The organism is Flavobacterium praedii (assembly GCF_026810365.1).
GTDB lineage: Bacteria > Bacteroidota > Bacteroidia > Flavobacteriales > Flavobacteriaceae > Flavobacterium > Flavobacterium praedii.
On the sequence record NZ_CP113948.1, the window covers coordinates 2,851,925 to 2,876,838 of the forward strand.

The window sequence follows — 24,914 nt, forward strand, 5'->3', positions numbered from 1 at the left end:
GACAGTAAGTCTTGTACAACAAAATTCTTCTACGCGGTTTACAATTGCCAAAAGTTTGTTTTTTTAAGACTTTTTTTTTAAAATATACACGTGTCAACTTTGACATTCATACTATATAATAATTAAGGCCGTTCGCATAACTAAATGACAAACAACTTTTAAAAATTTATTTTCTAGAAAAACAGTTTACAGATCGAATAATCTTATAAGCTTTTTTTGAAACAACGATAATTTTGTAAGTCGTTTTAAATAAAGACCCTTTAATATAAACTCTAACTAAAATGCTATTTATATGTTTTACAAGAATCCTTTAGTACCACTTAAATTCTTTTTAGCCTTTCTTTTAATAGTATCTGGCACAAAACTACAGGCGCAAGGGCATTATACTGGAAGTAGTTTCAATCCAAATGATTATTTTATCCCCCCTAGTCCTGGCTGGGTATTTTCTTTATACTATTCTTATTCTAAACAAGATTTCTACAATAATTCAGGTGATAAATCGGATAAATTTGAAATAAGCCAATCTCCCCCGTTATCAATTGAATTAAGCCAAAACGTATCAACCAGTTCAATTATTCCGATGATTCTTTATTTTGGAAAAGGAAAAATATTGAATGCCAGATGGGGCGCTTCACTCCTACCTATTGCAAATAAACCAAATGCAAGTATAGTACTTGATTTTTATTCCGGTCAAAACAATGCTGGCGAACAAGTTATTAACATTAATTCCTTTGGATTAGGTGATTTTTACATACAACCCATTTGGCTAACTTGGGAGAAAGAAAATTTAGCAACTTCCATTTCATATGGTCTTTGGATGCCCACAGGTAAATACAAAACCAATAGTCCTGAAAATGTAGGACTGGGTTACTGGTCACATAATTTTCGAATCGCCAGCCGCATCAAGCCAATTCCAAAAATAAGTTTTACAACTGCATTAACTTATGAATTGAACAGCAAACAAAAAGGGATCGATTATATTGAGGGTAGCCACCTAACCTACGACATTAGCTCCTCTTACAATTTTACAATGGGTCATGAAATAGGACTTTATGGATATAGCACTTGGCAAACAAGTAATGATAAAGGAGAAAAGGGAAGTGAATTAAAAGACAAAATATATGGTATTGGAGCTTATGGATCGTACTGGTTCATTCCAGGCAAAATAGGTGTATTAGCAAGATTTACAGATAATTTTGGAATACGCAACAGATACGCTGGATTATCCGTGCAACTGGGCATAAACTATCTACTACTATAACTTAGTTATTTAATCTTAAAGGTGTAAATATCTGATTCTAAAACAACACAGACAATATTTTTTTTTTTAAAATCGCAATAAATTGATTTACTGTTTGACAAAATAATTTGCGATACGGTTTTCAATTCAAAAACTGTATAAATTTATAAGTTTCCTATTTTATTAAATTCATCCAAAATTAAAACCCTATGAAAAGAGTCAATTTAACAGCTTTCCTTATCTGTATTATGCAGATTTCGTTTGCACAAAACAAAGCTACCTCAAGTAGCGGTAAATCTCAAGAGGGAGATAAGCCAAATATACTAATCATTATGGCTGACGATGTTGGATGGTTTAACGTAGGCGCCTACAACCTTGGGATGATGGTACCAACACCAAATATTGACCGTATATCCAAAGAAGGCATGATATTCACAGATCAATATGCCGCACCCTCCTGTACTGCTGGAAGAGCGATGACCATAACTGGACAACTGCCTATCAGAACAGGATTGACTACAGTAGGAATGGCTGGTTCGCCAATAGGTTTGGATAAACGTGACCCAACTCTTGCAGAGGTTCTTAAACCTCTAGGATATAAGACTGGGCAATTTGGGAAAAATCATTTGGGCGATAGAAATGAACACCTTCCAACGGTACACGGGTTTGATGAATTCTACGGAAATCTTTATCATCTCAACACGGAAGAAGAATCATACTTAGACACATGGCCTAAAGATGCGGGGTTTGACCAAAGATACAAACCACGGGGTGTTTTGGATTGTGTAGCCTCTAATACCGATGACGCCACTGTTGATTCGCGTTTTGGAAAAGTTGGAAAACAAACCATAAAAGACACTGGACCACTTGATCCAAAAAGAATGGAAACTGTGGATGAAGAATTTACTTCACGAACAATCAATTTCATGGAAAAATCAGTTAAAGAAGGCAAACCTTTTTTCGCTTGGTTCAACCCTTCCAGAATGCATATTTACACTCATTTAAGAGAAGAACATAAAAAACTTGCCGCAAAATACTCTTCCGAATTTGATATTTATGGTAGTGGTATGATAGAACTTGATAATTATGTTGGTGAACTACTAAAAAAACTAGAAGAACTTGGAATCGCTAAAAACACTATCGTAATATTCACTTCTGATAATGGGGCTATGGTGGATTGGTATCCTGATGCAGGTACAACTCCATTTAAGGGAGAAAAAGCGACCACTTGGGAAGGAGGAGTTCGTGTACCGATGCTGGTTCGATGGCCAGCTAGAATACCGGCAGGTAAAATCTCAAATGGAATACAAGATCATACAGACATATTCACCACATTAGCGGCAGCTTGTGGCGTGGATAACATAAGGGAGAAATTGGCAAAAGAAAATAAAGTTTATATCGATGGTGTAAACAATCTTGAACACTGGACAGGTAATGCGGAGTCACAAAGAAATTTTGAACTTTATTACAACGAAAAAGATTTAACTGCCATTAGAATTGGCAACTGGAAATCACATATGTCAATACGCGAAGGATTCTTCGATTATAACAAGCCGAGCGCTTTATTAATTAATCTTAGACAAGATCCTTTTGAAAAACATCTCGAATGGAAAAGCAGAGAAATTGCCATGAAACTAGGAATCGCTTGGGGAGGACAAGTTCAGGATTTATTAGCCCAACACTTTGCTACATTTGAAAAATTTCCAGTAAGACAAGAAGGAGGAACTTTGAAACCAGGCAGCAAAAAATAAAACACATATCAAACGATAGAAATAAAAATGTCGTTTAAAATTAACATGAGAGACCGTCTAAATATCTTAGGCGGTCTTTTTATTTAATAAAAATACCAATTTAACATACAATTACTATCTCACCAAACTACCTAACAAAAAGAAATAAGGGTAACAAACAAAATTTCTTAGGCATACGATCGAATTTTATAAAAAAAGACTAAACGTATCCAATTGATATACCAATTTTTAAAATGTATTGAATTAAATCCACATTCGATTCGACAACCAAAACACATAATAAATATTGTATTTGGAAATTAATATAGTGTATAATACATAAAATAATTTGAAAACCGTACTCGCAATTCTAAAGATTAAACCTAACTGTTCTCTTTTTGTAGTTTATCTTTGCCCATTTATAAAAAATATTTCCATTACAGACAAAGTAACGAATGAAACAAGAACACTATATCCCATTTGATAAGGAATTCCTACTCGAACAACAACTTGCAGAATATGGTGAAGATGAAAAAAAGATTGAAAATTTCAGAAAACTATTTGACATCATTGAACATTATTACCACTATGAAGCGTTTAACTTAATTCGGAATTTAAAACAGAACTACGCTTTTTTTGACCCTGACTTACATCCAAAAGAAAGAACCACATTTAGAGACAAAAGCGACTATTCGCTTTTCAAAGAAAGCCTGCTTAAAGTTCTTAATCAAAGTAATTATAGCCTAGTGAGTCCAGAAACATTGGACAAAGCATTCCAAGATTCCGATTTGATTGGCTTAAAACTAGCCATAGACTTAACAGCCTACAAGGATTACGAAATATACGTAAGAGGCCAGCACACCACTATAGAAAAAGTTTCAAAATACATTTTTTGGAAGAAAAAAATGGAGGTCGAATATTATGATCGCGTAATGATTTACCTCAAATATCACGATGCTATACATTACCAAAAAAAGAAGGTTTCCAAAAATAAAACACCAATTGATCCAGGTACTATAGTATTAAAAATCTTCAAACGCGTACCAAAAAATGATCTAGAAACCATTTTCCCTAATGCTATCCCAAAAATGTCGGTAACCGACAAACTATTATTATGGGTTCCAGGACTAGTAGGGGGAATTTCATTATTGAGTGCCAAAGTGATTCCAGCCCTGATTAAAATGCAAGCAGCCTATGAATCTGGCGAAACCATAGATTTGCTAAACAGTAAAACCTCCTTAAATCAAGGTTTAATTGCCCTTGGAATTTTAGGAGCTTATTTGTTTCGTCAATACAATAACTTTGTGAATAAGAAGATAAAATATGCAAAAATGCTTTCGGATAGTCTTTATTTTAAAAATATCGGAAATAACAGTGGTGCCTTTTACTCCTTATTGAACTCCTCAGAAGAAGAAGTACTGAAGGAAACCATCTTGGCCTACTCTTTCTTAAGCCGTAGTGAAAAGCCAATGACAGAAACAGAACTCGATCATCAAATAGAATCTTGGTTCAAAACCAAACACAATACAGACCTTGATTTTGATGTAAAAGCTGCATTGACAAAATTAAAAAATACAGGTCTTGGGTCAGAAACCAATGGCAAATGGCAAGTGATTCCTTTGGAAAAAGCACTCATCCAAATTGACGAAATTTGGGATGGCGTTTTTGAGTACAATCAAGCAATTTAAGACAAACGATATTAAAATTCAATAAAAAAAGGAGAAAATCAAAACTGACTTTCTCCTTTTTTAAATTAACTATTTGATTTCAAACTAATTTGAAGTTGCAAAGGCATCTTGTCTCCAGTTTTTTACTTTCGCAACTTTATTTCCTGAAAAATCAACTTCGCAAAGACTACTTTTTTGACTGTCTTTTGACCAGAAAAACCATTTACCCGTTTTCACTCCATCTACATATTCTCCAGAAGCAATTTTATCTCCATCTTCATTATAGGAAACCCAAATCCCATCTAATTTTCCATCTACAAAATACCCTTCTTGTTGCACCTGTCCATTTTCATAAAAATAGGTAGCTTTTATTTTTTTTCCAAAAGGTTCCAAAACAGGTTTTGAATCTTGTGCATAAATAACCCCTGAAAATAACACCGCTACTAAAATTACTATCTTTTTCATATTGTTAGTTTTTAATTGTTTATATCTTATATGTCAAATTTAGAAACAATATTTACATTAAAAAAACTTTTACTTAACAATTTCGTAACACAGACGAAAGCTTAACATTGGAAATATTAAAAAATGTATTTTCTTACATTAGTAAAGCGATTTCGTCCAATTCTAGTTCGTTTAATCCTTTATATGAAAAATAAAAAAAGCTAAAATGCAAAAAAACAACTTTGATAATCTAAATTTCATAATTAGTCCTAAATTTGCACTTGCATTAAAAAGTGCAAAAACTAAAATTTACACCATGTACAGAAGTCATAATTGTGGCGAATTGAACGCCTCACATATCAATACAGAAGTTACCCTTGCCGGTTGGGTTCAAAAATCAAGAGATAAAGGATTTATGAATTGGGTCGATTTACGCGATCGTTACGGAATTACTCAATTGATTTTTGACGAAAGTCGTTCTATTAAAGAAGTTTTCGAAGCAGCTAAAACCCTAGGTCGCGAATATGTAATCCAAGTAAAAGGAACTGTTATTGAACGTGAAGCCAAAAACAAAAACATTCCAACTGGTGAAATAGAAATATTAGTTACCGAATTAAAGGTACTCAATGCTTCATTAACACCTCCATTTACTATTGAAGACGAAACTGATGGTGGTGAAGACATTCGAATGAAATACCGTTACCTTGACATTCGTAGAAATCCGGTAAAAAACAGCTTGCTTTTCCGTCACAAAGTCGCAATGGAAGTTCGTAAATACCTTTCGGATCTCGATTTTTGTGAAGTTGAAACACCTTACTTAATCAAATCAACTCCTGAAGGAGCAAGAGATTTCGTTGTTCCATCTAGAATGAATGCTGGGCAGTTTTATGCTTTGCCTCAATCACCACAAACCTTCAAACAATTGTTGATGGTTGGTGGAATGGACAAATATTTTCAAATTGTAAAATGTTTCCGTGACGAAGATTTACGAGCAGACAGACAACCCGAGTTTACACAAATCGATTGCGAAATGGCTTTTGTCGAGCAAGAAGATATTCTGAACGTATTTGAAGGCTTGACTAGACATTTATTAAAAGAAATAAAAGGCATTGAAGTAGATAAATTCCCAAGAATCACCTACGACTATGCAATGAAAACATACGGAAATGACAAACCAGATATTCGTTTCGGAATGGAATTTGGCGAATTAAATCAATATGCACAACATAAAGATTTTCCAGTTTTCAATGCCGCAGAATTGGTTGTTGCAATTGCTGTTCCTGGAGCAGGAAATTATACCCGTAAAGAAATCGATGGCTTGATTGACTGGGTAAAACGTCCACAAGTAGGCGCTAGCGGTATGGTTTATGTAAAATGTAATGAAGATGGAACATACAAATCATCTGTAGATAAATTCTACGATCAAGACGATTTAACCAATTGGGCAAAAACTACAGGAGCTAAACCTGGAGACATGATTTTTGTACTTTCTGGACCAGCCGACAAAACTAGAGCACAATTAAGCGCTTTACGTATGGAATTGGCCACTCGTTTGGGATTAAGAAATCCAGCAGAATTTGCACCACTTTGGGTTGTCGATTTCCCATTATTAGAATTTGAAGAAGAAACTGGACGTTATCACGCCATGCACCACCCATTTACCTCTCCAAAACCAGAAGACATGCACTTATTAGAAACCAACCCTGGAAAAGTTCGTGCCAATGCTTATGATATGGTTTTGAATGGTAACGAAATAGGTGGAGGCTCAATTCGTATACATGATAAAACAACACAACAATTAATGTTTAAATATCTTGGTTTTACCGAAGAAGAGGCAAAAGCACAATTTGGATTTTTAATGGATGCCTTCCAATTTGGTGCTCCACCGCACGGAGGATTAGCCTTTGGATTAGACCGTCTTGTAGCAATATTAGGTGGACAAGAAACCATTCGAGATTTTATAGCATTCCCAAAAAACAATTCAGGTAGAGATGTTATGATTGATGCCCCATCAATTATTGACGAATCACAATTAAAGGAATTACATATTAAATTAAATGTAACAAATTAATTGAAAACGTTGAAAATCAATAATTTTAGAAAAAAAATATTATAAGAATGATTTTCGTATTATATTAAAGATTACATTTGCTACATTATAAATTATTATTACTATTACAATGCGTACAGGTACAGTTAAATTTTTCAATGAATCTAAAGGTTACGGATTCATTACAGACGAAGAAACAGGAAAAGACATTTTTGTTCATGCATCAGGAATCAACGCGGAAGAATTACGCGAAGGTGATAGAGTTAGCTATGAAGAAGAAGAAGGAAGAAAAGGTAAAGTTGCTGCAAAAGTAGCAGTACTTTAAGACAATAAATAGGCAACTATTTTTTGGCAAAAAACGTCTTAAAACGTTTCGATTTATTTCGAAACGTTTTTTTTTGTTTAAAACTCTACAAACTCAATACTAAATTCAATATTATTTATAATCATTAAAAATAATAGACGTTTTGGATTTAATAATATACTAATTTTGGATTTGCGCTTGTGATTTACGCACACTAAACCTATCTTTGCACATCATTTTAAAGCAAAACAAGAATAATTATGCAATCAGAACAGTTAAATTACATCCCAGTATTCATGCAGCTTATTTTGGCCGTAGGATTTGTTGTAAGTATGATAATAATCTCTGGCAAACTTGGACCAAAAAGATCATCTAAAAACAAAGATAAAAATTTCGAATGTGGTATTGAATCAGTTGGTAATGCACGAATTCCATTCTCTGTTAAATATTTCTTGGTAGCTATATTATTTGTTCTTTTTGACGTTGAAGTTATATTTCTTTACCCTTGGGCTGTGAATTTCAAAGAGTTAGGTATCGAAGGTATGATAAAAATGATTATTTTTATGGCGTTACTTTTAGTTGGTTTTTTCTATATCATCAAAAAGAAAGCCTTAGAGTGGGAATAAAATATTTTAAATTATAAATGTTGAATTATAAATTAATTAAACCATTTCAAATTCAACATGCAAAATAAAAAAAATAAAATGAGTGATTCAAATATAAATATGGTTGCCCCACCAGAAGGAGTTGTAGGAGAAGGGTTCTTTGCTACAAAACTTAATGACGTAGTTGGATTAGCCCGTGCTAATTCACTTTGGCCTTTACCATTTGCTACATCTTGCTGTGGTATCGAATTTATGGCAACAATGGCTTCTCATTATGATCTAGCCCGTTTTGGGTCAGAAAGAGTGAGCTTTTCACCACGCCAAGCTGATATGCTCATGGTAATGGGAACAATATCAAAAAAAATGGCACCTATTTTACGTCAAGTTTATGAACAAATGGCAGAACCAAGATGGGTTATAGCCGTTGGTGCTTGCGCTTCATCAGGAGGAGTTTTCGACACTTATTCTGTTTTACAAGGAATAGACAAAGTAATCCCAGTAGATGTTTACGTTCCTGGTTGTCCTCCACGTCCTGAACAAATTGTAGATGGTGTTATGAAACTACAAGAATTAGTACGTAGTGAATCTGTAAGAAGAAGAAGTTCACCTGAGTATCAAGAATTATTGGCATCTTATAACATTCAATAAGTAAAATGGCTTTAGAAACAACAGAAATTCAAGATAAATTAATAGAAACATTTGGCTCAAAGGTTTCTGCATTCAATCAAGATAAAGATATTTTTTCTTTTGAAATGGATTCAGATATTAATACAGCAGTCATTCTTTTTTTAAAAAATGATCCTATTTTACGTTTTCACTTTTTAACAGATTTGTGCGGCGTACATTATCCAGATAATGAAGAAAACGAACAATTTGCAGTAGTGTATCATCTACACAATTGGTATGAAAACAAACGAATTCGTATCAAAACATTCTTAAACGGATCGAAACCAGAAATTAAAACTATTTCAAATATATTTTTAAGTTCAAATTGGATGGAAAGAGAATCCTATGATTTCTTCGGAATCAATTTCATAGGACATCCACAGTTAAAACGTATTTTAAATATGGACGAAATGATATCTTTCCCAATGCGAAAAGAATTTCCAATGGAAGACAGTGGAAGGACAGATAAAGATGATCGATATTTTGGAAGAACAACTATCAATCAATAGGCAAAGGCAATTTTTTTTAAAACATAATTTTTCACATTAAATAAATGTCAGAACTATTATTACCACCAGAGCATCGCTATGCTAAAATAATCAAAGAGAGACACAATGAAGACGGAAGCGAGCTTTCCATTCTAAATTTAGGTCCTACACATCCAGCCACGCACGGTATTTTTCAAAATATCTTGTTAATGGATGGTGAAAAAATTCTAGAAGCAGAACCAACCATTGGTTACATTCATAGAGCTTTTGAAAAAATAGCCGAAAATCGTCCTTTTTATCAAATCACACCGCTTACAGATAGGATGAACTATTGTTCTTCTCCCATTAATAATATGGGATGGTGGATGACATTAGAAAAATTATTGAATATTGAAGTTCCAAAAAGAGCCCAATATTTAAGAGTTATAGTTATGGAATTGGCTCGTATTACCGATCACTTGATCTGTAACTCAATTCTAGGAGTAGATACTGGAGCTTATACGGGATTTCTTTATGTTTTTCAATTTAGAGAAAAAGTATATGAAATCTATGAAGAAATTTGTGGAGCTCGCTTGACAACAAATATGGGTAGAATTGGAGGTTTCGAAAGAGACTGGTCACCAAAAGCATTTGAATTATTAGAAGTGTTTTTAAAAGATTTCCCAATTGCTTGGAAAGAATTTGAAAACTTATTCGAAAGAAATAGAATATTTATTGACAGAACTGTAAATGTGGGAGCCATAACTGCAGAGAAAGCGATGGCTTATGGATTTACAGGTCCAAATTTACGTGCTGCAGGTGTTGACTACGATGTACGCGTCGCACACCCATACAGTTCCTATGAAGATTTTGATTTTATAGTTCCTGTTGGCAAATCTGGAGATACTTACGATCGTTTTTGTGTTCGAAATGCAGAAGTTTGGGAAAGTTTAAGTATTATTCGTCAAGCATTAGAAAAAATGCCAAAAGGAAATGAATACCATGCCGAAGTACCAGAATACTACCTTCCTCCAAAAGAAGATGTATATCATAATATGGAATCTTTAATTTACCATTTCAAGATTGTAATGGGTGAAGTTCCAGTTCCAGTAGCCGAAATTTATCATGCCGTAGAAGGTGGTAATGGAGAATTAGGGTTTTATTTACAGACAGATGGAAGTAGAACCCCATATAGATTGCATTTCAGAAGACCTTGCTTTATTTATTATCAAGCCTATCCTGACATGATTAAAGGTTCAATGTTATCTGATGCAATTGTTATTTTATCAAGTTTAAATGTTATTGCTGGAGAATTAGACGCTTAATGAAATTATAAATGATGAATTTTAAATTATAAATTATTCGAAAACATTTAAAATTTGTAATTCAAAATTTAAAATAATTAAAATGGAAAGAACACATTACAAACAAGAAATAAATATGACCAGCGCCTTGATGTCCCGCATCAATGAACTAATCAGTCATTATCCAGAAGATAAAAGAAAATCAGCTTTACTTCCCGTTTTACACGAAGTTCAAGATGCTCATGACAATTGGTTGAGTATTGAATTACAAGACAAAGTTGCCGAAATTTTACATATCAAACCTATAGAAGTATACGAAGTGGTTACTTTTTACACCATGTATAACCAAAAACCTATTGGTAAATACATGTTTGAATTTTGCCAAACTTCACCTTGCTGCCTAAATGGTGTAGAAGATTTAATGGATTATACCTGTGAAAAACTAGGCGTTCCTGTAGGAGAAATTACAGCTGACGGTCTTTTTGAAGTAAGAGGTGTAGAGTGTTTAGGTGCTTGTGGTTATGCACCGATGATGCAGTTGGGAGATTTTTACAAAGAACATTTGAACAAAGAGAAAATCGACCAGTTAATAGCCGATTGCAAAGACGATAAAATAATATTACACGATAAATAATATGTCACAAAAAATATTATTAGACAAAATCAATATTCCTGGGATTAAAACCTATGAAGTATATCGCCAAAACGGAGGTTATGCCTCTGTAGAAAAAGCGTTGAAAACCTTAACTCCAGACGAAGTAGTAGAAGAAGTAAAAACTTCGGGATTACGTGGTCGTGGTGGTGCTGGTTTCCCTGCAGGAATGAAATGGAGTTTTATAGATAAAAAATCAGGAAAACCTAGACATTTGGTTTGCAATGCTGATGAATCTGAACCAGGAACGTTCAAAGACCGTTATTTGATGGAATTTATTCCTCACTTATTGATCGAAGGGATGATCACATCAAGTTACGCCTTGGGCGCTAACCTATCCTATATCTACATTCGTGGAGAATACATGTGGGTTTTCAAGATTTTGGAAAGAGCCATTGCTGAAGCAAAAGCAGCAGGTTTTTTAGGAAAAAATATTTTAGGATCTGGATTTGATTTAGAACTTCATGTACATTGCGGTGCCGGAGCTTACATTTGTGGTGAAGAAACTGCCTTGATCGAATCATTGGAAGGAAAAAGAGGTAATCCTCGTATCAAACCACCATTCCCTGCCGTTTCAGGACTTTGGGCAAATCCAACCGTGGTAAATAATGTGGAAACTATCGCTGCTGTGCCATGGATAGTAAATAATTCAGGTGCTGATTATGCTAAAATTGGTATCGGCAGATCTACAGGAACCAAATTAATCTCAGCTTCAGGTCATATCAAAAATCCAGGAGTTTATGAAATAGAATTGGGATTAAGCGTTTATGAGTTCATGAACTCTGATGAATATCTTGGAGGAATGAGTTCTGATCGCCCACTAAAAGCTTTTGTCCCTGGAGGAAGTTCTGTTCCCGTTTTACCAGCACATTTAATTTATAAAACTGCAGCAGGTGAAGATCGTTTGATGTCTTATGAATCCTTAAGTGACGGGGGGTTTGCTACCGGATCTATGTTGGGTTCTGGAGGATTTATTGTTTATAATGACACTTCTTGTATAGTTCGTAATACTTGGAATTTCTCTCGTTTTTATCACCATGAAAGTTGTGGCCAATGTACGCCATGTAGAGAAGGTACAGGATGGATGGAGAAAGTATTGCATCGTATAGAAAATGGACACGGACGCGAAGAAGATATCGATTTGTTATTGAGCATTCAAAGCAAAATAGAAGGAAACACAATTTGTCCCCTTGGAGATGCAGCAGCTTGGCCAGTAGCCGCAGCGATTCGACACTTTAGAGATGAATTTGAATATCATATCCGTTTTCCGGAAAAGATAAAAAATAGAGACCATTTTGTTGCCGAACCTTTTGAAAAAGTGAAGCATCTAGTTTCTAAAGTAATAGTATAATTTAAAAGTCAGAAGTTGGAAGTTAAAAGTTACTAGTGGCAACACTTAAACTTTTAAACTTATAAACTTTTAAACAAAAATAGAATGAAAGTAACCATAGACGGTCAAGAAATTGAAGTAGAAGCAGGTACAACGATCTTGCAAGCTGCGCGTATGATTGGTGGAGAAGTTGTTCCGCCAGCGATGTGCTATTATTCTAAACTAAAAGGGAGCGGTGGAAAATGCCGTTGTTGTTTAGTGGATGTAACCAAAGGTAGTGATGCTGACCCAAGACCAATGCCAAAATTAATGGCTTCTTGTGTAACAGGTTGTCAAGACGGAATGGAAATCGCCAGCAAGGCATCTCCAAGAGTTCAAGAAGCAAGAAAATCAGTAACTGAATTTTTGTTAATTAATCACCCGCTTGATTGTCCAATTTGTGACCAAGCTGGAGAATGTGATTTGCAAAACTTAAGCTTCGAACACGGAAAATCAGAATCCCGTTTTATTGAGGAAAAAAGAACTTTTGAACCGGAAGATATCGGTCCAAATATTCAATTACACATGAACCGCTGTATTTTATGTCAAAGATGTGTGCAAGTAGCCGATCAATTGACAGACGATCGTGTTCATGGAGTAATGGATCGCGGTGATCATGCGAATATCTCTACTTGTATTTCAAAAGCCATAACGAATGAGTTTTCTGGAAATATGATTGATGTTTGTCCGGTTGGCGCTTTGACTGATAAAACTTTTAGATTCAAATCAAGAGTTTGGTTTAACAAGCCTTATAATGCACACAGAGAATGTACTACTCCAGGTTGTTGCGGAAATACAACGGTTTGGATGTTTGGAAACGAAATTCAACGTGTTACAGGTCGTAAAGATGAGTTTCATGAAGTAGAAGAATTCATTTGCAACACATGTCGTTTTGACAAAAAAGAAGTGACTGACTGGGTAATTGAAGGACCTCGTGAATTTGAAAAAGATTCAGTTATAAATCAAAACAACTATACTCAAAAATTAGAAAAAGTTGAGATTGCTACTGAGAAAAACATTCTTTTGGGTAGAGATCAAGATAGAAAAAAAATAAGTATGGCTGCCAATCCATTGGACACTAACACTAAAAAATCTTAAAAAATGGAAAGTACATTTATTATAGAAAAAAGTGTTGTTATAGTAGTGGTTTTTGCCCTTACTATGTTGATGGCGATGTATTCTACATGGGCAGAACGTAAAGTAGCCGCTTGGTTACAAGACAGAATTGGGCCAAATAGAGCAGGACCACTTGGTTTATTCCAACCGCTTGCTGATGGTTTAAAATTGTTTTCAAAAGAAGAATTTTTCCCAAACACACCGAATAAATTTTTGTTTGTTGTAGGTCCAGCGATTGCTATGAGTACCGCTTTGATGACCAGCGCTGTTATTCCTTGGGGTGATAAACTACATTTATTTGGAAGAGACATTTTATTACAAGCAACTGATATCAACATTGCCATATTGTATGTTTTTGGAGTGGTTTCTCTAGGTGTTTATGGTATTATGATTGGTGGTTGGGCATCCAACAATAAGTTCTCATTAATTAGTTCTATTAGAGCAGCTTCACAAATGGTATCTTATGAAGTAGCAATGGGATTGTCTATAATCGCTTTGATTATGATGACAGGAACATTAAGTTTAAAAGAAATCTCCTTACAACAATCCGAATGGCATTGGAATGTATTCTATCAACCGATAACCTTCTTGATTTTCTTGATTTGTTCTTTTGCTGAGTTAAACAGAACGCCTTTCGATTTAGCAGAATGTGAATCAGAATTAATTGGTGGATATCATACCGAATATTCTTCAATGAAAATGGGATTCTATTTATTTGCTGAATATGCAAATATGTTTATAACCTCCACAATTTTGGCTGTACTATTCTTTGGTGGATACAATTATCCTGGAATGGGTTGGGCAGTAGAGCATTGGGGCGTAAATATTGCCAACGTAATAGGAATGGCTGTATTGTTTATTAAACTATGTGGTTTCATTTTCTTTATCATGTGGGTTCGTTGGACAATACCAAGATTTAGATACGATCAATTGATGCATTTGGGATGGAGAATATTGATTCCGCTTGCTATAATCAATATCATGATTACTGGAGTTGTGCTTTTGAGAAGTGAAATAGCTGTTTATTTCGGATTTTAATAGAACCAAATCACAATGTTAACGGGGACTAGCCCTGATAGAAGTGGAAATCCTTTTATGTTTTTCTTTAAAACATAAAAGATTGCAGCGGATAGCAGGATTAGCTACAAATAAAAAATATAAAATGTCAATAGAAACTATATCCTTATCAGGAAGAAAAAAAATGGTCTCCAACAAAGAGATGACTTTTTTGGAACGCATGTATCTGATTGCGATTGTAAAAGGTTTGATCATTACGCTGAAGCATTTATTCAGAAAAAAAGCAACTATACAATATCCGGAACAGGTTCGTGAGATGAGTCCCGTGTACCGCGGACAACACATGTTGAAACGTGATGAACAAGGTAGAGAAAACTGTACTGCCTGCGGGTTATGTGCATTGTCTTGTCCTGCTGAAGCGATTACTATGAAAGCGGCAGAACGTAAGGCGAATGAAAAGCATTTGTACAGAGAAGAGAAATATGCAGAGATTTATGAGATTAATATGTTGAGATGTATTTTTTGCGGTCTTTGTGAAGAAGCTTGTCCAAAAGATGCCATTTATTTAACAATTTCTAAAGAATTGGTTCCATCCAGTTATGACAGAGAAGATTTCATTTTTGGAAAAGATAAACTAGTTATGCCACTAGAAATGGCTATAAAAAACACTCAACTTAAAAACGCTAACTAATGTCAACAGTACTTATTCTATTTTGCGTATTGTCTGCAATCACTTTGCTAACTGCCTTTTTAACTATTTTTAGCAGAAATCCGATACATAGCGCTATTTACTTGGTGATTTGTTTTTTCTCTATAGCAGGACATTATTTATTATTAAACGCACAGTTTTTGGCCATCGTACATATCATTGTCTATTCTGGAGCGATCATGATTTTATTATTGTTTACCATAATGTTGATGAATCTTAATGAAGCCGACGAAGTGCACAAACCGAGATTTACAAGATTAGGGGCAATTGTATCGTTTTGTTTGGTGTGTTTGGTTTTGATAAAAATCTTTATTGATTCAAAACCAATTGTTGAATATGACTATACGGGAGAAGATTACCAATCGATAAAAGTGCTTGGAAAAGCTTTATTGAATGAATATATGGTACCTTTTGAATTTGCTTCCGTTTTATTATTGGTAGCAATGATTGGAACGGTGTTATTGTCTAAAAAAGAAAAATTAGAAAAATAATGAACAATATTTTAACTCAAATTGGTATAGAAAACTATATCTTCCTGTGTGTAACACTATTCTGTATTGGAATTTTTGGGGTTTTATACAGACGAAATGCAATCATTGTATTTATGTCTATTGAAATCATGTTGAATGCTGTTAACTTATTGTTTGTGGCTTTCTCAACCTATCACCAAGACACACAAGGACAAGTATTCGTATTTTTCTCTATGGCTGTTGCCGCTGCAGAAGTTGCAGTAGGACTGGCCATATTAGTTTCGATATTTAGAAATATTGGATCAATTAGCATCGATAATTTAAAAAACTTAAAAGGATAAATGGCAATGGATACCAATTTAGCTTTAGTCTTACTATTAACTCCTTTTTTAGGATTTTTAATTAATGTTTTCTTCGGAAAAAGTTTAGGAAAATCTGTTTCAGGAATCATCGGAACACTTTCGGTAGTGATTTCGTTTATTGTTACGGTTTCCTTTTTTCTGCAAATCAATCAAACCAAACAAGCTATCAGCATTCAATTATTTGATTGGATTCAGATTAGCAACTTTCATGTGAGTTTTGGTTTTTTACTGGATCAATTATCTATTTTATGGTTATTGTTTGTAACTGGAATTGGTTCACTGATCCACTTATACTCCATCAGCTATATGCATGATGATGAGAAAATGCATTCATTCTTCGCTTATTTGAATTTGTTTATCTTCTTCATGATTACACTGGTAGTTGGAAGCAACTTATTGGTAATGTTCATTGGCTGGGAAGGTGTTGGACTTTGTTCGTACTTATTAATTGGATTTTGGTATAAAAACCAAGATTTTAATGACGCTGCCAAAAAAGCCTTCATCATGAATAGAATTGGAGATTTAGGATTGTTAATCGGGATTTTCATCCTTGGTAATATGTTCTCCACTTTGGATTTTGCAACCTTAAAAACTGCAATTGCTGGAGCTACAAATCTTGATACGTTTTGGTTGAGCATTGCAGCTTTTGCTTTGTTCATTGGAGCTTGTGGTAAATCGGCACAAATTCCTTTGTATACTTGGTTGCCTGATGCGATGGCTGGACCTACACCAGTTTCAGCATTGATTCACGCTGCTACGATGGTAACTGCAGGTATCTTTATGGTAACTCGATTGAATTTTGTTTTTGATTTAACGCCATACGTTCAGACCATAATTGCTGTAATAGGTGGTGTAACTGCTTTGGTTGCTGCAACGATTGGTTTGGTTCAGAACGATATTAAAAAAGTACTAGCCTACTCTACTGTCTCTCAATTGGGATTAATGTTCTTGGCTTTGGGATTAGGAGCTTATGAAGTAGCTGTATTTCACGTAATCACTCACGCTTTCTTTAAAGCTTGTTTGTTCTTAGGATCAGGTTCTGTGATACACGGTTTGCATGGAGAACAAGATATGCGCAAAATGGGTGGCTTGAAAAAAGCGATGCCTATCACGTTTTGGACGATGCTTATTGCTTCTTTAGCAATTTCAGGAGTACCATTATTCTCTGGGTTTTTCTCAAAAGATGAAATTTTAATGGTGGCTTTCCATCATAACATTCCATTATGGTTTATTGCATCTGTTGCGTCTATCATGACCGCTTTCTATATGTTTAGATTAATGTTCTTGACTTTCTTTAACGATTTTAGAGGAACCGAAGAGCAAAAACATCATTTACATGAAAGCCCAGCTTTAATAACTTTCCCACTAATCGTTTTGGCTATTTTGGCAACTGTAGGAGGACTAATTAGTTTGCCTGGTAATAGTTGGTTGAATGTATATTTAGCACCACTTTTTGCAAAAGCAACTTCAGAGGAACATGGATTAGGTTTTACAGAATATTCATTAATGGGAGTAGCAGTAATTGGTGCTTTTATGGGTATTTTAATAGCTTACAGAAAATACATCCAACAAAATACGGTACCAAATGAAGATGCAGAAATAACAGGATTAACGAAAGTTCTTTACAATAAATACTATGTTGATGAAATATATGATGTACTATTTGTAAACACCACAAACAGTTTGTCAAAATTCTTTAGAGACTATGTAGAAACAGGAATTTCTTCTCTAGTTTTCGGATTAGGAAAAATAACCAGTGAACTTAGTTTTCAAGGTAAAAAATTGCAGAATGGAAGTGTTGGACTATACTTATTTGCTTTTGTTTTAGGCATGTGTGCCATTGTTTCATTTTTATTTCTAGCTCAATAATTATATACTATGAACGTATCTCTTATATTAATCATCCTTTTAGTTGGCGCATTTGCAACTTATTTAGCTGGCGATAAACTGGCTTCAAAAGTGGCATTGTTTTTTGGATTGGCGGCAGCAGGTTGCTCTATTGTTTTGTTAAACCATTTTAATTTAGGTGAAAACATTAGCTTTTTCAGCCAATGGATTACACAACCTAAAGTTTCATTTGCACTTCAAGCGGATGGATTGTCATTGGCCATGGTTTTATTGACAACGGTCTTGACTGCCATTATTATATTATCCTCCTTTGGGAATGAATTCAAAAACGCAAAATCGATTTATGCTCTAATATTGTTTATGTCTTTTGCTATGACAGGAACATTCTTAGCAAGCGACGGACTTTTATATTACATTTTTTGGGAATTATCATTAATCCCAATCTATTTTATCGCTTTGATTTGGGGTAATGGAGATGCCGAAGAACGTAGAAAAGCAGTGGTTAAATTCTTTATTTACACATTGGCAGGATCATTATTCATGTTGGTTGCCTTTGTTTATATGTACCAAAAAGCAGGCAGCTTCTTAATCGAAGATTTATACAAATTAAATTTAACTATTAACGAGCAAAAATGGATTTTTACCGCTTTCTTCTTGGCATATGCGATTAAGATTCCTTTGATTCCGTTTCACACTTGGCAAGCGAATGTTTACCAAAAATCTCCAACTCTTGGAACTATGCTTTTGTCTGGTATCATGTTAAAAATGGGATTGTACAGTCTTATCCGTTGGCAATTGCCCTTGGCACCATTAGCCGCTAAAGAATACATGTACATCTTTATCGGTGTTGGTATTGTGGGAGTTATTTATGGTTCAATCGTAGCATTGAGACAAAAAGATTTGAAAAAATTATTAGCTTATTCTTCCCTTGCTCACGTTGGATTGATCGCAGCAGGAACTTATACGTTAACTCTTGACGGTTTTAGAGGAGCAGTATTGCAAATGATTGCTCATGGATTTGTGGTAGTTGGTTTGTTTTTTGCAGCCGAAATCATTTATAGAAGATACGAAACCAGGTTAATTTCAGAAATGGGTGGTATACGCTCACAATCTCCAAAATTCACTTCTATGTTTTTAATTTTGGTATTGGCCTCTGTTGCTTTACCAACAACTTTCAATTTCGTAGGTGAATTTACTGTACTGTATAGTCTTTCACAAATTAATATCTGGTTTGCCATTTTGGGAGGAACAACCATCATTTTGGGAGCTTATTATATGTTGAAAATGTTCCAACATGTGATGTTAGGAGAGACAAATACAAAATTATTTACTGATATTACTTTCTCTGAAGGATTGACAATGGTAATTGTTATTGCCGTTTTGTTTTTCTTCGGAATGTATCCAAAACCAATCAACGATTTGATAACACCAAGTCTTGAAACTATTTTAAACACTATTAATAAATACAATTAAGTAAAAAAGCATAATATAAATGACAACATTAATAGCTATAATAGGATTAGGTGTTTTATGCCTTATATTTGAAATCTTCGATTTTAGAAAAGCAATTATCCCAGTAACAATTATTGGATTATTAGCCATTCTAGGACTTACTGTTTCTGAATTTAATTCTCCAGCGAGTTACTACAATAATATGATCGTAGTAAGTAAATTTTCGGTTTCTTTTTCGAGTTTATTTATTGTACTAACCCTCTTTTTAGTGGCTTTGAGTCATAATTTTTATGACAATCACCAAAGCAAACTATCTGATTATATCGCTATAAAAATATTCCTTTTGGCAGGAGCCGTTTCTATGGTTTCGTTTGGAAATTTGGCTATGTTCTTTTTAGGAATTGAAATCTTATCCATTTCTCTTTATATACTAGCTGCGAGTAACCGAATGAATATAAAAAGCAATGAAGCTGGTATGAAGTATTTCTTGATGGGATCTTTTGCTTCAGGGATTATTTTATTTGGAATTTGTATGATTTACGGTGCAATGGGATCTTTTGACATACTTGAAATTAGTGATATGTCACAATCTGCAGAATTACCAATTTGGTTTCCAATTGGAATTGTATTGTTAACCATTGGAATGTTATTTAAAATAGCTGCTGTTCCTTTTCACTTTTGGGCACCAGATGTATACGAAGGTTCACCTGCTTTAACAACTGCTTTAATGAGTACTTTGGCAAAAGTAGTTGCCATGGCCACTTTGTATAAACTATTATCGAGTATGCACGCTGATTTGAATTATGCTTTTCAAATCGTTATTGTTATAATTTCTATCACTTCAATGACGGTTGGTAATATTATGGCTTTAAAACAAGTCAATGTGAAACGTATGCTTGCATTCTCAGGAATTTCGCATGCTGGATTTATGTTGATGACATTATTAAGTTTATCATCTTCAGCAGGAAGTTTATTGTATTATGCTACAGCCTATTCATTGGCCGGTATTGCTGCTTTCAGTGTAATTTTATACGTATGCAAAAATAGAGACAATGAAGACATCGTAAACTTTCACGGTTTAGGAAAAACAAATCCACTATTGGCTGCGATTTTAACGGCGTCATTACTTTCTATGGCAGGTATTCCAATTTTTGCAGGTTTCTTTGCTAAATTGATTTTGTTCAGCCAAACGATTCAAGCGGGTTATTTAGTTGTTGTGATATTTGCGGTTATCAATTCGATTATAAGCGTTGGTTACTACTTTAAATTGATCTTAGCGATGTATACCAAAGAACCGAACGAAGCAAGAACAGGAAAACCATTCTTGATTTATGCTGTTGCAGTTGTTGCAATTCTTTTGAATATTGTTATTGGATTGTTTCCTTCATTAGTATTGGATTTATTAGCTTAAAATCCATTCCATTGGTGTAAAAAATAAATCATATTACCATAATAAAATATTATATCTAAGTCACTAGTTAATTTTAGTGACTTTTTTTTATGATATAAAAAAACCACCAATTACAATAATTGATGGTTTTTCACCCTAATCTAATTCAACTCAAATCTAAACTTAATACTATTGCAATTAACTATTTATCTGCTTTTTCAAATCAAGTAGATACTATGTGTTTTATTTAATTTTACAATTTGATTAATCTTCAGATGCTAAAGCACTTAATGAAACCGTTTTTTTGGTAAAATTAAGACTGTTCATTAATTGTGATACGCTATTATTAAAAGGATCTATACATACAATTTTTTGTAAATAAGGTTTTATAGTTTTTACAATTTGTTCTCTTTCTTTTTTTAACTCTAAATACACCTTCTTGTCAGAAGAAGAAGCCTCCATATCATTAATTTTGTTTGTGATTTTAATACTTTTCTCCGCCAACAAAGCAGAAAGGTTAACATAAGCAGTTATATTTTTCGGATCGGTTTCAATGGCTTTTTTATAATAATACTCAGCTCCTTCATAATACTGTTCATTTTGACAATTTATTCCAAAATTGGCTAATACCTCAGCATTATTAGGATTTGATTCTATTATAATTGATGCTAAGCTATCAAAAAGCTCATAATCTTTGGTTTGTAAGTACAAATTAGCTTCGATAAATGATAACGCCTGATCTTGATTATTGAGCTTTCTGGCTTGGGCAATCATTTTTAAAGCTTTTTCTTTATATCCTTTTTGGATATAAATCATAGCCATACTTTTATAAATTTCCGCTTTTTTAGAAATTAATTCTGTTCTTGGTCTAAGATGAGTTCCGCTTTTTATTTTTTCGTTTCTTTCTTCAATAGTAGTGAAATATTCTTCCTTTAGAAGTTCTTTGCTATAAGCTATATAAACAGGGACATTTCCAGAATAATTCATTCCTTTTAATTCCTCAAAACATTGCAAAGCCAAATTATTTTCACTGCCATTTCGATAACTAATAGCTGCTTGATATAATTGTAATGTATCTTTTTTATCAATTAAATAAGCTTGATAAAATTTATCGGAAGAAGTTGTGTAGTTTTCAAAAGCTACATCTTCATTAGCACTATCGATTAGCTTCCTTTTAATTTCAAACAAAGATTTTGTTGCTTGTGAAATGAATTTATCATCATTCGATTCAATTTCAACTTGAATCAAATCATTAAATGCAAAAATTGCTTCTGTAAGGTTTTTGAAAGTATTTATATTTTTATTCGCTAAATCAACTAAAGCAGTTCCTTTTAAATAATAAAAATGAATTTTATCTTCATTGGAAGCATTACCGATTAAATATGCAATGGGAGACAAAACAACTATAACTTGTTCAGAATCTCCATATTTCATTAATTTAAGAGCTTCTTTAATTTGGCTTTTTTGAGCGGAAATTGAAGGAATAAACAACAAAAAGAAGAAGAGAATTTTTAAAATAATTTTCATGATCATAGGTTTAAATTACTAATAAATTGGGTAAATGTTGGGGACATTTAATGATTGAAAAAGTAACAAAGTCAATAAGACAAATAGCACTTGAAAATCTAAATCAAAGCTATTTCTTTTTAGATACGCATTTACACGCAATAGTACCTGAAATCTAACAAACAAAGTATTCCATAGAAAAATGAATAAACAATATAGTTGTTGATTTTTTATAGAAAAATAAAAAACACCCAACATACCGAATATCGATTATAATCGTTAATTTACGATATTGAAAACAAGCTATTTATGGGAACTACCAAACAATTAAATTTCGATAAAGAAACAAAAGCAATAGCCGAAATATGTAAAGCGCTCGGGCATCCTACACGCATACAAATCATGACCATCTTATTGAAAAAAAACAATAGAACCTGTGGTGAAATTGTCTCATTAATACCATTGGCACAATCAACTATATCAAAACATTTGTTAGAGCTAAAAAAAGCAGATTTATTAAAGGTCAAAAACGTTGGTAAAAAAACTATTTATTCAATAGAAATAGACAAAATGCAACTTTTAAAAAAGTACCTAATCCATTTTATGAATAATAAATCGATTTTGGAAGAGACCAGTCAATTACAAGACACAACTTATACTGCAATTGAAACAAAACAAAACTTAAAACAATACAACTATACGTTTCCAGATAAAAAAAACAAAACTGAATAAACGATCCATAGTTAGTTCCTAATAAAAACTTAAAAATAAACCGATCCAAATTGAATTTCATAATTTTACTTTTTAAATAAAAGGATAGAGACTAAAAAAATATGGAAAATCAATTAAAAATACAAATCTGGTCGGATGTAATGTGTCCGTTTTGTTATATTGGAAAAAGAAGAATAGAAGAAGCACTTTCACTTTTTGATAATAAAGAATCGGTAGCTATTGAATGGAAAAGTTTTCAATTGGATCCGAGTTTTGTGGCAACTCCCAATGAAAGCATCATTGATCATTTGGCAGAAAAATATAGAAAAGATACCAGTTGGGCACAAACAATGGTAGATAATATGACTGAAAACGCGAAAAAATCGGGATTGAATTTTCATTTTGAGAAAGCCATTCTTGCCAATTCATTAAACGCCCATCGCTTATTGCATTTGGCCAAAAAACATAATGTATCGAACGAGTTGGAAGAACTATTATTCAAAGCCTATTTGACTGATGGTAAAGATGTAAACGATTTGAAAACTTTAGAATCGTTGGGTCTCGAAGTAGGATTAGAAAAAGAAGCGATTAAAAACGTATTACATTCAGATGTTTATGCTAATGAGGTGCGACAAGACCAAGAAGAGGCGCAATCGATTGGTGTAACAGGTGTTCCCTTCTTTGTATTTGACAATAAATATGCTGTATCTGGAGCACAAGCCACTGATGTGTTTTTGAAAACACTGGAAAAATCTTGGGAGGAAGGAAATTACAAAACTAAATTACAACTCCAAAACGCCACTGACGAAAACAGTTGTGGTATTGATGGTTGTGAATAATAAAAACATGAGTGAAAATACAAAAATAATCCGCTGGGGAATTATTGGTTGCGGAAATGTGACCGAATTAAAAAGTGGGCCAGCCTATCAAAAAACAAATGGTTTCAGTATTGAAGCTGTGATGCGCAGAGATGCTCAAAAAGCCGCTGATTATGCCAAAAGACATGGAATAAAGAAATATTACACGGATGCCGATGATCTAATAAATGATCCTGAAGTTGATGCTATCTATATTGCCACACCGCCAGATACCCATAAATTTTATGGAGTGAAAGTAGCTGAGGCTGGAAAACCATGCTGTATCGAAAAACCTTTGGCTCCCAATTTCCAAGATTGTTTGAGTATCACCGAAGCTTTTGAAGCCAAAAACATTCCATTATTTATTGCCTATTATAGACGAACGTTACCCCGATTCGAACAAATAAAGAAATGGATCGATACGAAAACCATTGGAGATGTGAGACACATTCGCTGGCATTTGAGCAAACCTACAACCGATCAAGATCGTTCTGGAGAATACAACTGGAGAACCGATAAAACAATTGCAACGGGCGGTTATTTTGACGATTTAGCGAGTCACGGGTTGGATTTGTTCATCCATTATTTTGGAACCATAAAAGAAGTTTCCGGAATTAGTCTCAATCAACAAGGGTTGTACACTTCCAAAGATGTGGCCACTGCCAATTGGCTTCACGAGTCTGGAATTACCGGTAGTGGAAGTTGGAATTTCGGCACTTTTGAAAGGGAAGATATAGTCGAAATTTACGGAAGTAAAGGCAAAATCACCTTTTCGGTTTTTGAAAACACCCCAATAATTCTTAAAACCGAAGAAGGCGAATCAACCCACATCATAGAACATCCTGAAAACATTCAGTTGTATCATGTAGAACAAATGCGGGAACATCTTTTGGGGAATTCTGAACATCCGTCCAGTGGAGCTACAGCAACCCATACCAGTTGGGTTATGGATCAAATTATTGGAAATTGAATTATAAA

General features: G+C 33.8%; 24 protein-coding genes. 22 read left to right on the forward strand and 2 right to left on the reverse strand.

Features of this window, described 5'->3' with window-relative positions; all coding sequences use genetic code 11:
• Positions 1-292 precede the first annotated feature (292 nt).
• The 3 genes from OYT91_RS12315 to OYT91_RS12325 all read left to right on the forward strand — a co-directional run bounded on the left by OYT91_RS12315 (position 293) and on the right by OYT91_RS12325 (position 4,658).
• A complete protein-coding gene (locus OYT91_RS12315; protein WP_281238204.1) occupies positions 293-1,261 on the forward strand; it encodes a SphA family protein in 969 nt (322 codons plus the stop codon).
• A 188-nt stretch (positions 1,262-1,449) separates the two neighbouring features.
• A complete protein-coding gene (locus OYT91_RS12320) occupies positions 1,450-2,991 on the forward strand; it encodes an arylsulfatase (protein ID WP_269221560.1) in 1,542 nt (513 codons plus the stop codon).
• Between the two features lie 434 nt (positions 2,992-3,425).
• Positions 3,426-4,658, forward strand: a complete 1,233-nt coding sequence (locus OYT91_RS12325; RefSeq protein ID WP_281238205.1) for a TMEM143 family protein — start codon at positions 3,426-3,428, stop codon at positions 4,656-4,658.
• A gap of 84 nt (positions 4,659-4,742) precedes the next feature.
• On the opposite strand, the gene OYT91_RS12330 is transcribed toward OYT91_RS12325, so the two are convergent.
• Positions 4,743-5,102 (reverse strand): toxin-antitoxin system YwqK family antitoxin, encoded by a 360-nt coding sequence (locus OYT91_RS12330; protein WP_281238206.1) that lies wholly within the window; start codon positions 5,100-5,102, stop codon positions 4,743-4,745.
• Positions 5,103-5,397: 295 nt separating this feature from the next.
• Between OYT91_RS12330 and aspS the strand changes: the two genes are divergently transcribed.
• The 16 genes from aspS (at position 5,398) to OYT91_RS12410 (ending at position 20,883) form a co-directional block, all read left to right on the forward strand.
• Complete coding sequence (gene aspS, locus OYT91_RS12335) at positions 5,398-7,152, forward strand: aspartate--tRNA ligase (protein WP_281240380.1); 1,755 nt, start codon at positions 5,398-5,400, stop codon at positions 7,150-7,152.
• A gap of 109 nt (positions 7,153-7,261) precedes the next feature.
• Positions 7,262-7,456, forward strand: a complete 195-nt coding sequence (locus OYT91_RS12340) for a cold-shock protein (RefSeq protein ID WP_077378011.1) — start codon at positions 7,262-7,264, stop codon at positions 7,454-7,456.
• Positions 7,457-7,695: 239 nt separating this feature from the next.
• Positions 7,696-8,061 (forward strand): NADH-quinone oxidoreductase subunit A, encoded by a 366-nt coding sequence (locus OYT91_RS12345; RefSeq protein ID WP_269221557.1) that lies wholly within the window; start codon positions 7,696-7,698, stop codon positions 8,059-8,061.
• 78 nt (positions 8,062-8,139) lie between these two features.
• A complete protein-coding gene (locus OYT91_RS12350; RefSeq protein WP_269221556.1) occupies positions 8,140-8,688 on the forward strand; it encodes an NADH-quinone oxidoreductase subunit B in 549 nt (182 codons plus the stop codon).
• Between the two features lie 5 nt (positions 8,689-8,693).
• Positions 8,694-9,215 (forward strand): NADH-quinone oxidoreductase subunit C, encoded by a 522-nt coding sequence (locus tag OYT91_RS12355; RefSeq protein WP_269221555.1) that lies wholly within the window; start codon positions 8,694-8,696, stop codon positions 9,213-9,215.
• Positions 9,216-9,259: 44 nt separating this feature from the next.
• Positions 9,260-10,498, forward strand: a complete 1,239-nt coding sequence (locus OYT91_RS12360; RefSeq protein ID WP_269221554.1) for an NADH-quinone oxidoreductase subunit D — start codon at positions 9,260-9,262, stop codon at positions 10,496-10,498.
• An 82-nt stretch (positions 10,499-10,580) separates the two neighbouring features.
• Complete coding sequence (locus OYT91_RS12365; RefSeq protein WP_269221553.1) at positions 10,581-11,111, forward strand: complex I 24 kDa subunit family protein; 531 nt, start codon at positions 10,581-10,583, stop codon at positions 11,109-11,111.
• Between the two features lies 1 nt (position 11,112).
• Entirely contained in the window at positions 11,113-12,480 is a 1,368-nt protein-coding gene (gene nuoF, locus OYT91_RS12370) for an NADH-quinone oxidoreductase subunit NuoF (protein WP_281238207.1), read from the forward strand.
• Positions 12,481-12,564: 84 nt separating this feature from the next.
• Positions 12,565-13,596: an NADH-quinone oxidoreductase subunit G gene (locus OYT91_RS12375; RefSeq protein WP_281238208.1), complete on the forward strand. Its 1,032-nt coding sequence runs from the start codon at positions 12,565-12,567 to the stop codon at positions 13,594-13,596.
• 3 nt (positions 13,597-13,599) lie between these two features.
• Complete coding sequence (gene nuoH / locus OYT91_RS12380; protein WP_269221552.1) at positions 13,600-14,652, forward strand: NADH-quinone oxidoreductase subunit NuoH; 1,053 nt, start codon at positions 13,600-13,602, stop codon at positions 14,650-14,652.
• 124 nt (positions 14,653-14,776) lie between these two features.
• Positions 14,777-15,322 (forward strand): NuoI/complex I 23 kDa subunit family protein, encoded by a 546-nt coding sequence (locus OYT91_RS12385; RefSeq protein WP_281238209.1) that lies wholly within the window; start codon positions 14,777-14,779, stop codon positions 15,320-15,322.
• On the forward strand, positions 15,322-15,831 hold the full coding sequence (locus OYT91_RS12390; protein WP_269221551.1) for an NADH-quinone oxidoreductase subunit J family protein: 510 nt from the start codon (positions 15,322-15,324) through the stop codon (positions 15,829-15,831). Before OYT91_RS12385 ends, OYT91_RS12390 begins: the two co-directional genes overlap by 1 nt.
• A complete protein-coding gene (gene nuoK / locus OYT91_RS12395; RefSeq protein ID WP_100432422.1) occupies positions 15,831-16,151 on the forward strand; it encodes an NADH-quinone oxidoreductase subunit NuoK in 321 nt (106 codons plus the stop codon). Before OYT91_RS12390 ends, nuoK begins: the two co-directional genes overlap by 1 nt.
• Positions 16,152-16,157: 6 nt before the next feature.
• Entirely contained in the window at positions 16,158-18,041 is a 1,884-nt protein-coding gene (nuoL, locus tag OYT91_RS12400) for an NADH-quinone oxidoreductase subunit L (RefSeq protein ID WP_281238210.1), read from the forward strand.
• A 9-nt stretch (positions 18,042-18,050) separates the two neighbouring features.
• Positions 18,051-19,493: a complex I subunit 4 family protein gene (locus tag OYT91_RS12405; RefSeq protein WP_269221549.1), complete on the forward strand. Its 1,443-nt coding sequence runs from the start codon at positions 18,051-18,053 to the stop codon at positions 19,491-19,493.
• Positions 19,494-19,512: 19 nt separating this feature from the next.
• Positions 19,513-20,883 carry an NADH-quinone oxidoreductase subunit N gene (locus OYT91_RS12410; RefSeq protein WP_269221548.1) on the forward strand — a complete coding sequence of 457 codons (1,371 nt, stop codon included), beginning with the start codon at positions 19,513-19,515 and terminating at the stop codon, positions 20,881-20,883.
• Positions 20,884-21,126: 243 nt separating this feature from the next.
• On the opposite strand, the gene OYT91_RS12415 is transcribed toward OYT91_RS12410, so the two are convergent.
• Positions 21,127-22,389 (reverse strand): tetratricopeptide repeat protein, encoded by a 1,263-nt coding sequence (locus tag OYT91_RS12415; protein ID WP_269221547.1) that lies wholly within the window; start codon positions 22,387-22,389, stop codon positions 21,127-21,129.
• Between the two features lie 288 nt (positions 22,390-22,677).
• On the opposite strand from OYT91_RS12415, the gene OYT91_RS12420 reads away from it, so the two are divergent.
• From OYT91_RS12420 to OYT91_RS12430, 3 genes are all read left to right on the forward strand, one after another.
• The gene (locus tag OYT91_RS12420; protein WP_281238211.1) at positions 22,678-23,100 is read left to right on the forward strand and encodes an ArsR/SmtB family transcription factor; all 423 of its coding nucleotides are present in this window, start codon (positions 22,678-22,680) and stop codon (positions 23,098-23,100) included.
• 101 nt (positions 23,101-23,201) lie between these two features.
• The gene (locus OYT91_RS12425) at positions 23,202-23,918 is read left to right on the forward strand and encodes a DsbA family oxidoreductase (protein WP_269221544.1); all 717 of its coding nucleotides are present in this window, start codon (positions 23,202-23,204) and stop codon (positions 23,916-23,918) included.
• A gap of 7 nt (positions 23,919-23,925) precedes the next feature.
• Positions 23,926-24,906: a Gfo/Idh/MocA family protein gene (locus OYT91_RS12430; RefSeq protein ID WP_281238212.1), complete on the forward strand. Its 981-nt coding sequence runs from the start codon at positions 23,926-23,928 to the stop codon at positions 24,904-24,906.
• The last annotated feature ends 8 nt before the right edge of the window (positions 24,907-24,914 follow it).

Bases quoted from the DNA above. Each gene is read 5' to 3' on its own strand.
- nuoL (WP_281238210.1), top strand. From the start codon at position 16,158: ATGGATACCAATTTAGCTTTAGTCTTACTATTAACTCCTTTTTTAGGA.
- OYT91_RS12360 (WP_269221554.1), top strand. From the start codon at position 9,260: ATGTCAGAACTATTATTACCACCAGAGCATCGCTATGCTAAAATAATC.
- nuoH (WP_269221552.1), top strand. From the start codon at position 13,600: ATGGAAAGTACATTTATTATAGAAAAAAGTGTTGTTATAGTAGTGGTT.
- OYT91_RS12425 (WP_269221544.1), top strand. From the start codon at position 23,202: ATGGAAAATCAATTAAAAATACAAATCTGGTCGGATGTAATGTGTCCG.
- OYT91_RS12365 (WP_269221553.1), top strand. From the start codon at position 10,581: ATGGAAAGAACACATTACAAACAAGAAATAAATATGACCAGCGCCTTG.
- OYT91_RS12350 (WP_269221556.1), top strand. From the start codon at position 8,140: ATGAGTGATTCAAATATAAATATGGTTGCCCCACCAGAAGGAGTTGTA.
- OYT91_RS12330 (WP_281238206.1), bottom strand. From the start codon at position 5,102: ATGAAAAAGATAGTAATTTTAGTAGCGGTGTTATTTTCAGGGGTTATT.
- nuoF (WP_281238207.1), top strand. From the start codon at position 11,113: ATGTCACAAAAAATATTATTAGACAAAATCAATATTCCTGGGATTAAA.
- OYT91_RS12320 (WP_269221560.1), top strand. From the start codon at position 1,450: ATGAAAAGAGTCAATTTAACAGCTTTCCTTATCTGTATTATGCAGATT.
- OYT91_RS12415 (WP_269221547.1), bottom strand. From the start codon at position 22,389: ATGAAAATTATTTTAAAAATTCTCTTCTTCTTTTTGTTGTTTATTCCT.
- OYT91_RS12315 (WP_281238204.1), top strand. From the start codon at position 293: ATGTTTTACAAGAATCCTTTAGTACCACTTAAATTCTTTTTAGCCTTT.
- OYT91_RS12345 (WP_269221557.1), top strand. From the start codon at position 7,696: ATGCAATCAGAACAGTTAAATTACATCCCAGTATTCATGCAGCTTATT.
- OYT91_RS12385 (WP_281238209.1), top strand. From the start codon at position 14,777: ATGTCAATAGAAACTATATCCTTATCAGGAAGAAAAAAAATGGTCTCC.
- OYT91_RS12340 (WP_077378011.1), top strand. From the start codon at position 7,262: ATGCGTACAGGTACAGTTAAATTTTTCAATGAATCTAAAGGTTACGGA.
- aspS (WP_281240380.1), top strand. From the start codon at position 5,398: ATGTACAGAAGTCATAATTGTGGCGAATTGAACGCCTCACATATCAAT.
- OYT91_RS12390 (WP_269221551.1), top strand. From the start codon at position 15,322: ATGTCAACAGTACTTATTCTATTTTGCGTATTGTCTGCAATCACTTTG.
- OYT91_RS12355 (WP_269221555.1), top strand. From the start codon at position 8,694: ATGGCTTTAGAAACAACAGAAATTCAAGATAAATTAATAGAAACATTT.
- OYT91_RS12375 (WP_281238208.1), top strand. From the start codon at position 12,565: ATGAAAGTAACCATAGACGGTCAAGAAATTGAAGTAGAAGCAGGTACA.
- OYT91_RS12410 (WP_269221548.1), top strand. From the start codon at position 19,513: ATGACAACATTAATAGCTATAATAGGATTAGGTGTTTTATGCCTTATA.
- OYT91_RS12430 (WP_281238212.1), top strand. From the start codon at position 23,926: ATGAGTGAAAATACAAAAATAATCCGCTGGGGAATTATTGGTTGCGGA.
- OYT91_RS12325 (WP_281238205.1), top strand. From the start codon at position 3,426: ATGAAACAAGAACACTATATCCCATTTGATAAGGAATTCCTACTCGAA.
- OYT91_RS12405 (WP_269221549.1), top strand. From the start codon at position 18,051: ATGAACGTATCTCTTATATTAATCATCCTTTTAGTTGGCGCATTTGCA.
- OYT91_RS12420 (WP_281238211.1), top strand. From the start codon at position 22,678: ATGGGAACTACCAAACAATTAAATTTCGATAAAGAAACAAAAGCAATA.
- nuoK (WP_100432422.1), top strand. From the start codon at position 15,831: ATGAACAATATTTTAACTCAAATTGGTATAGAAAACTATATCTTCCTG.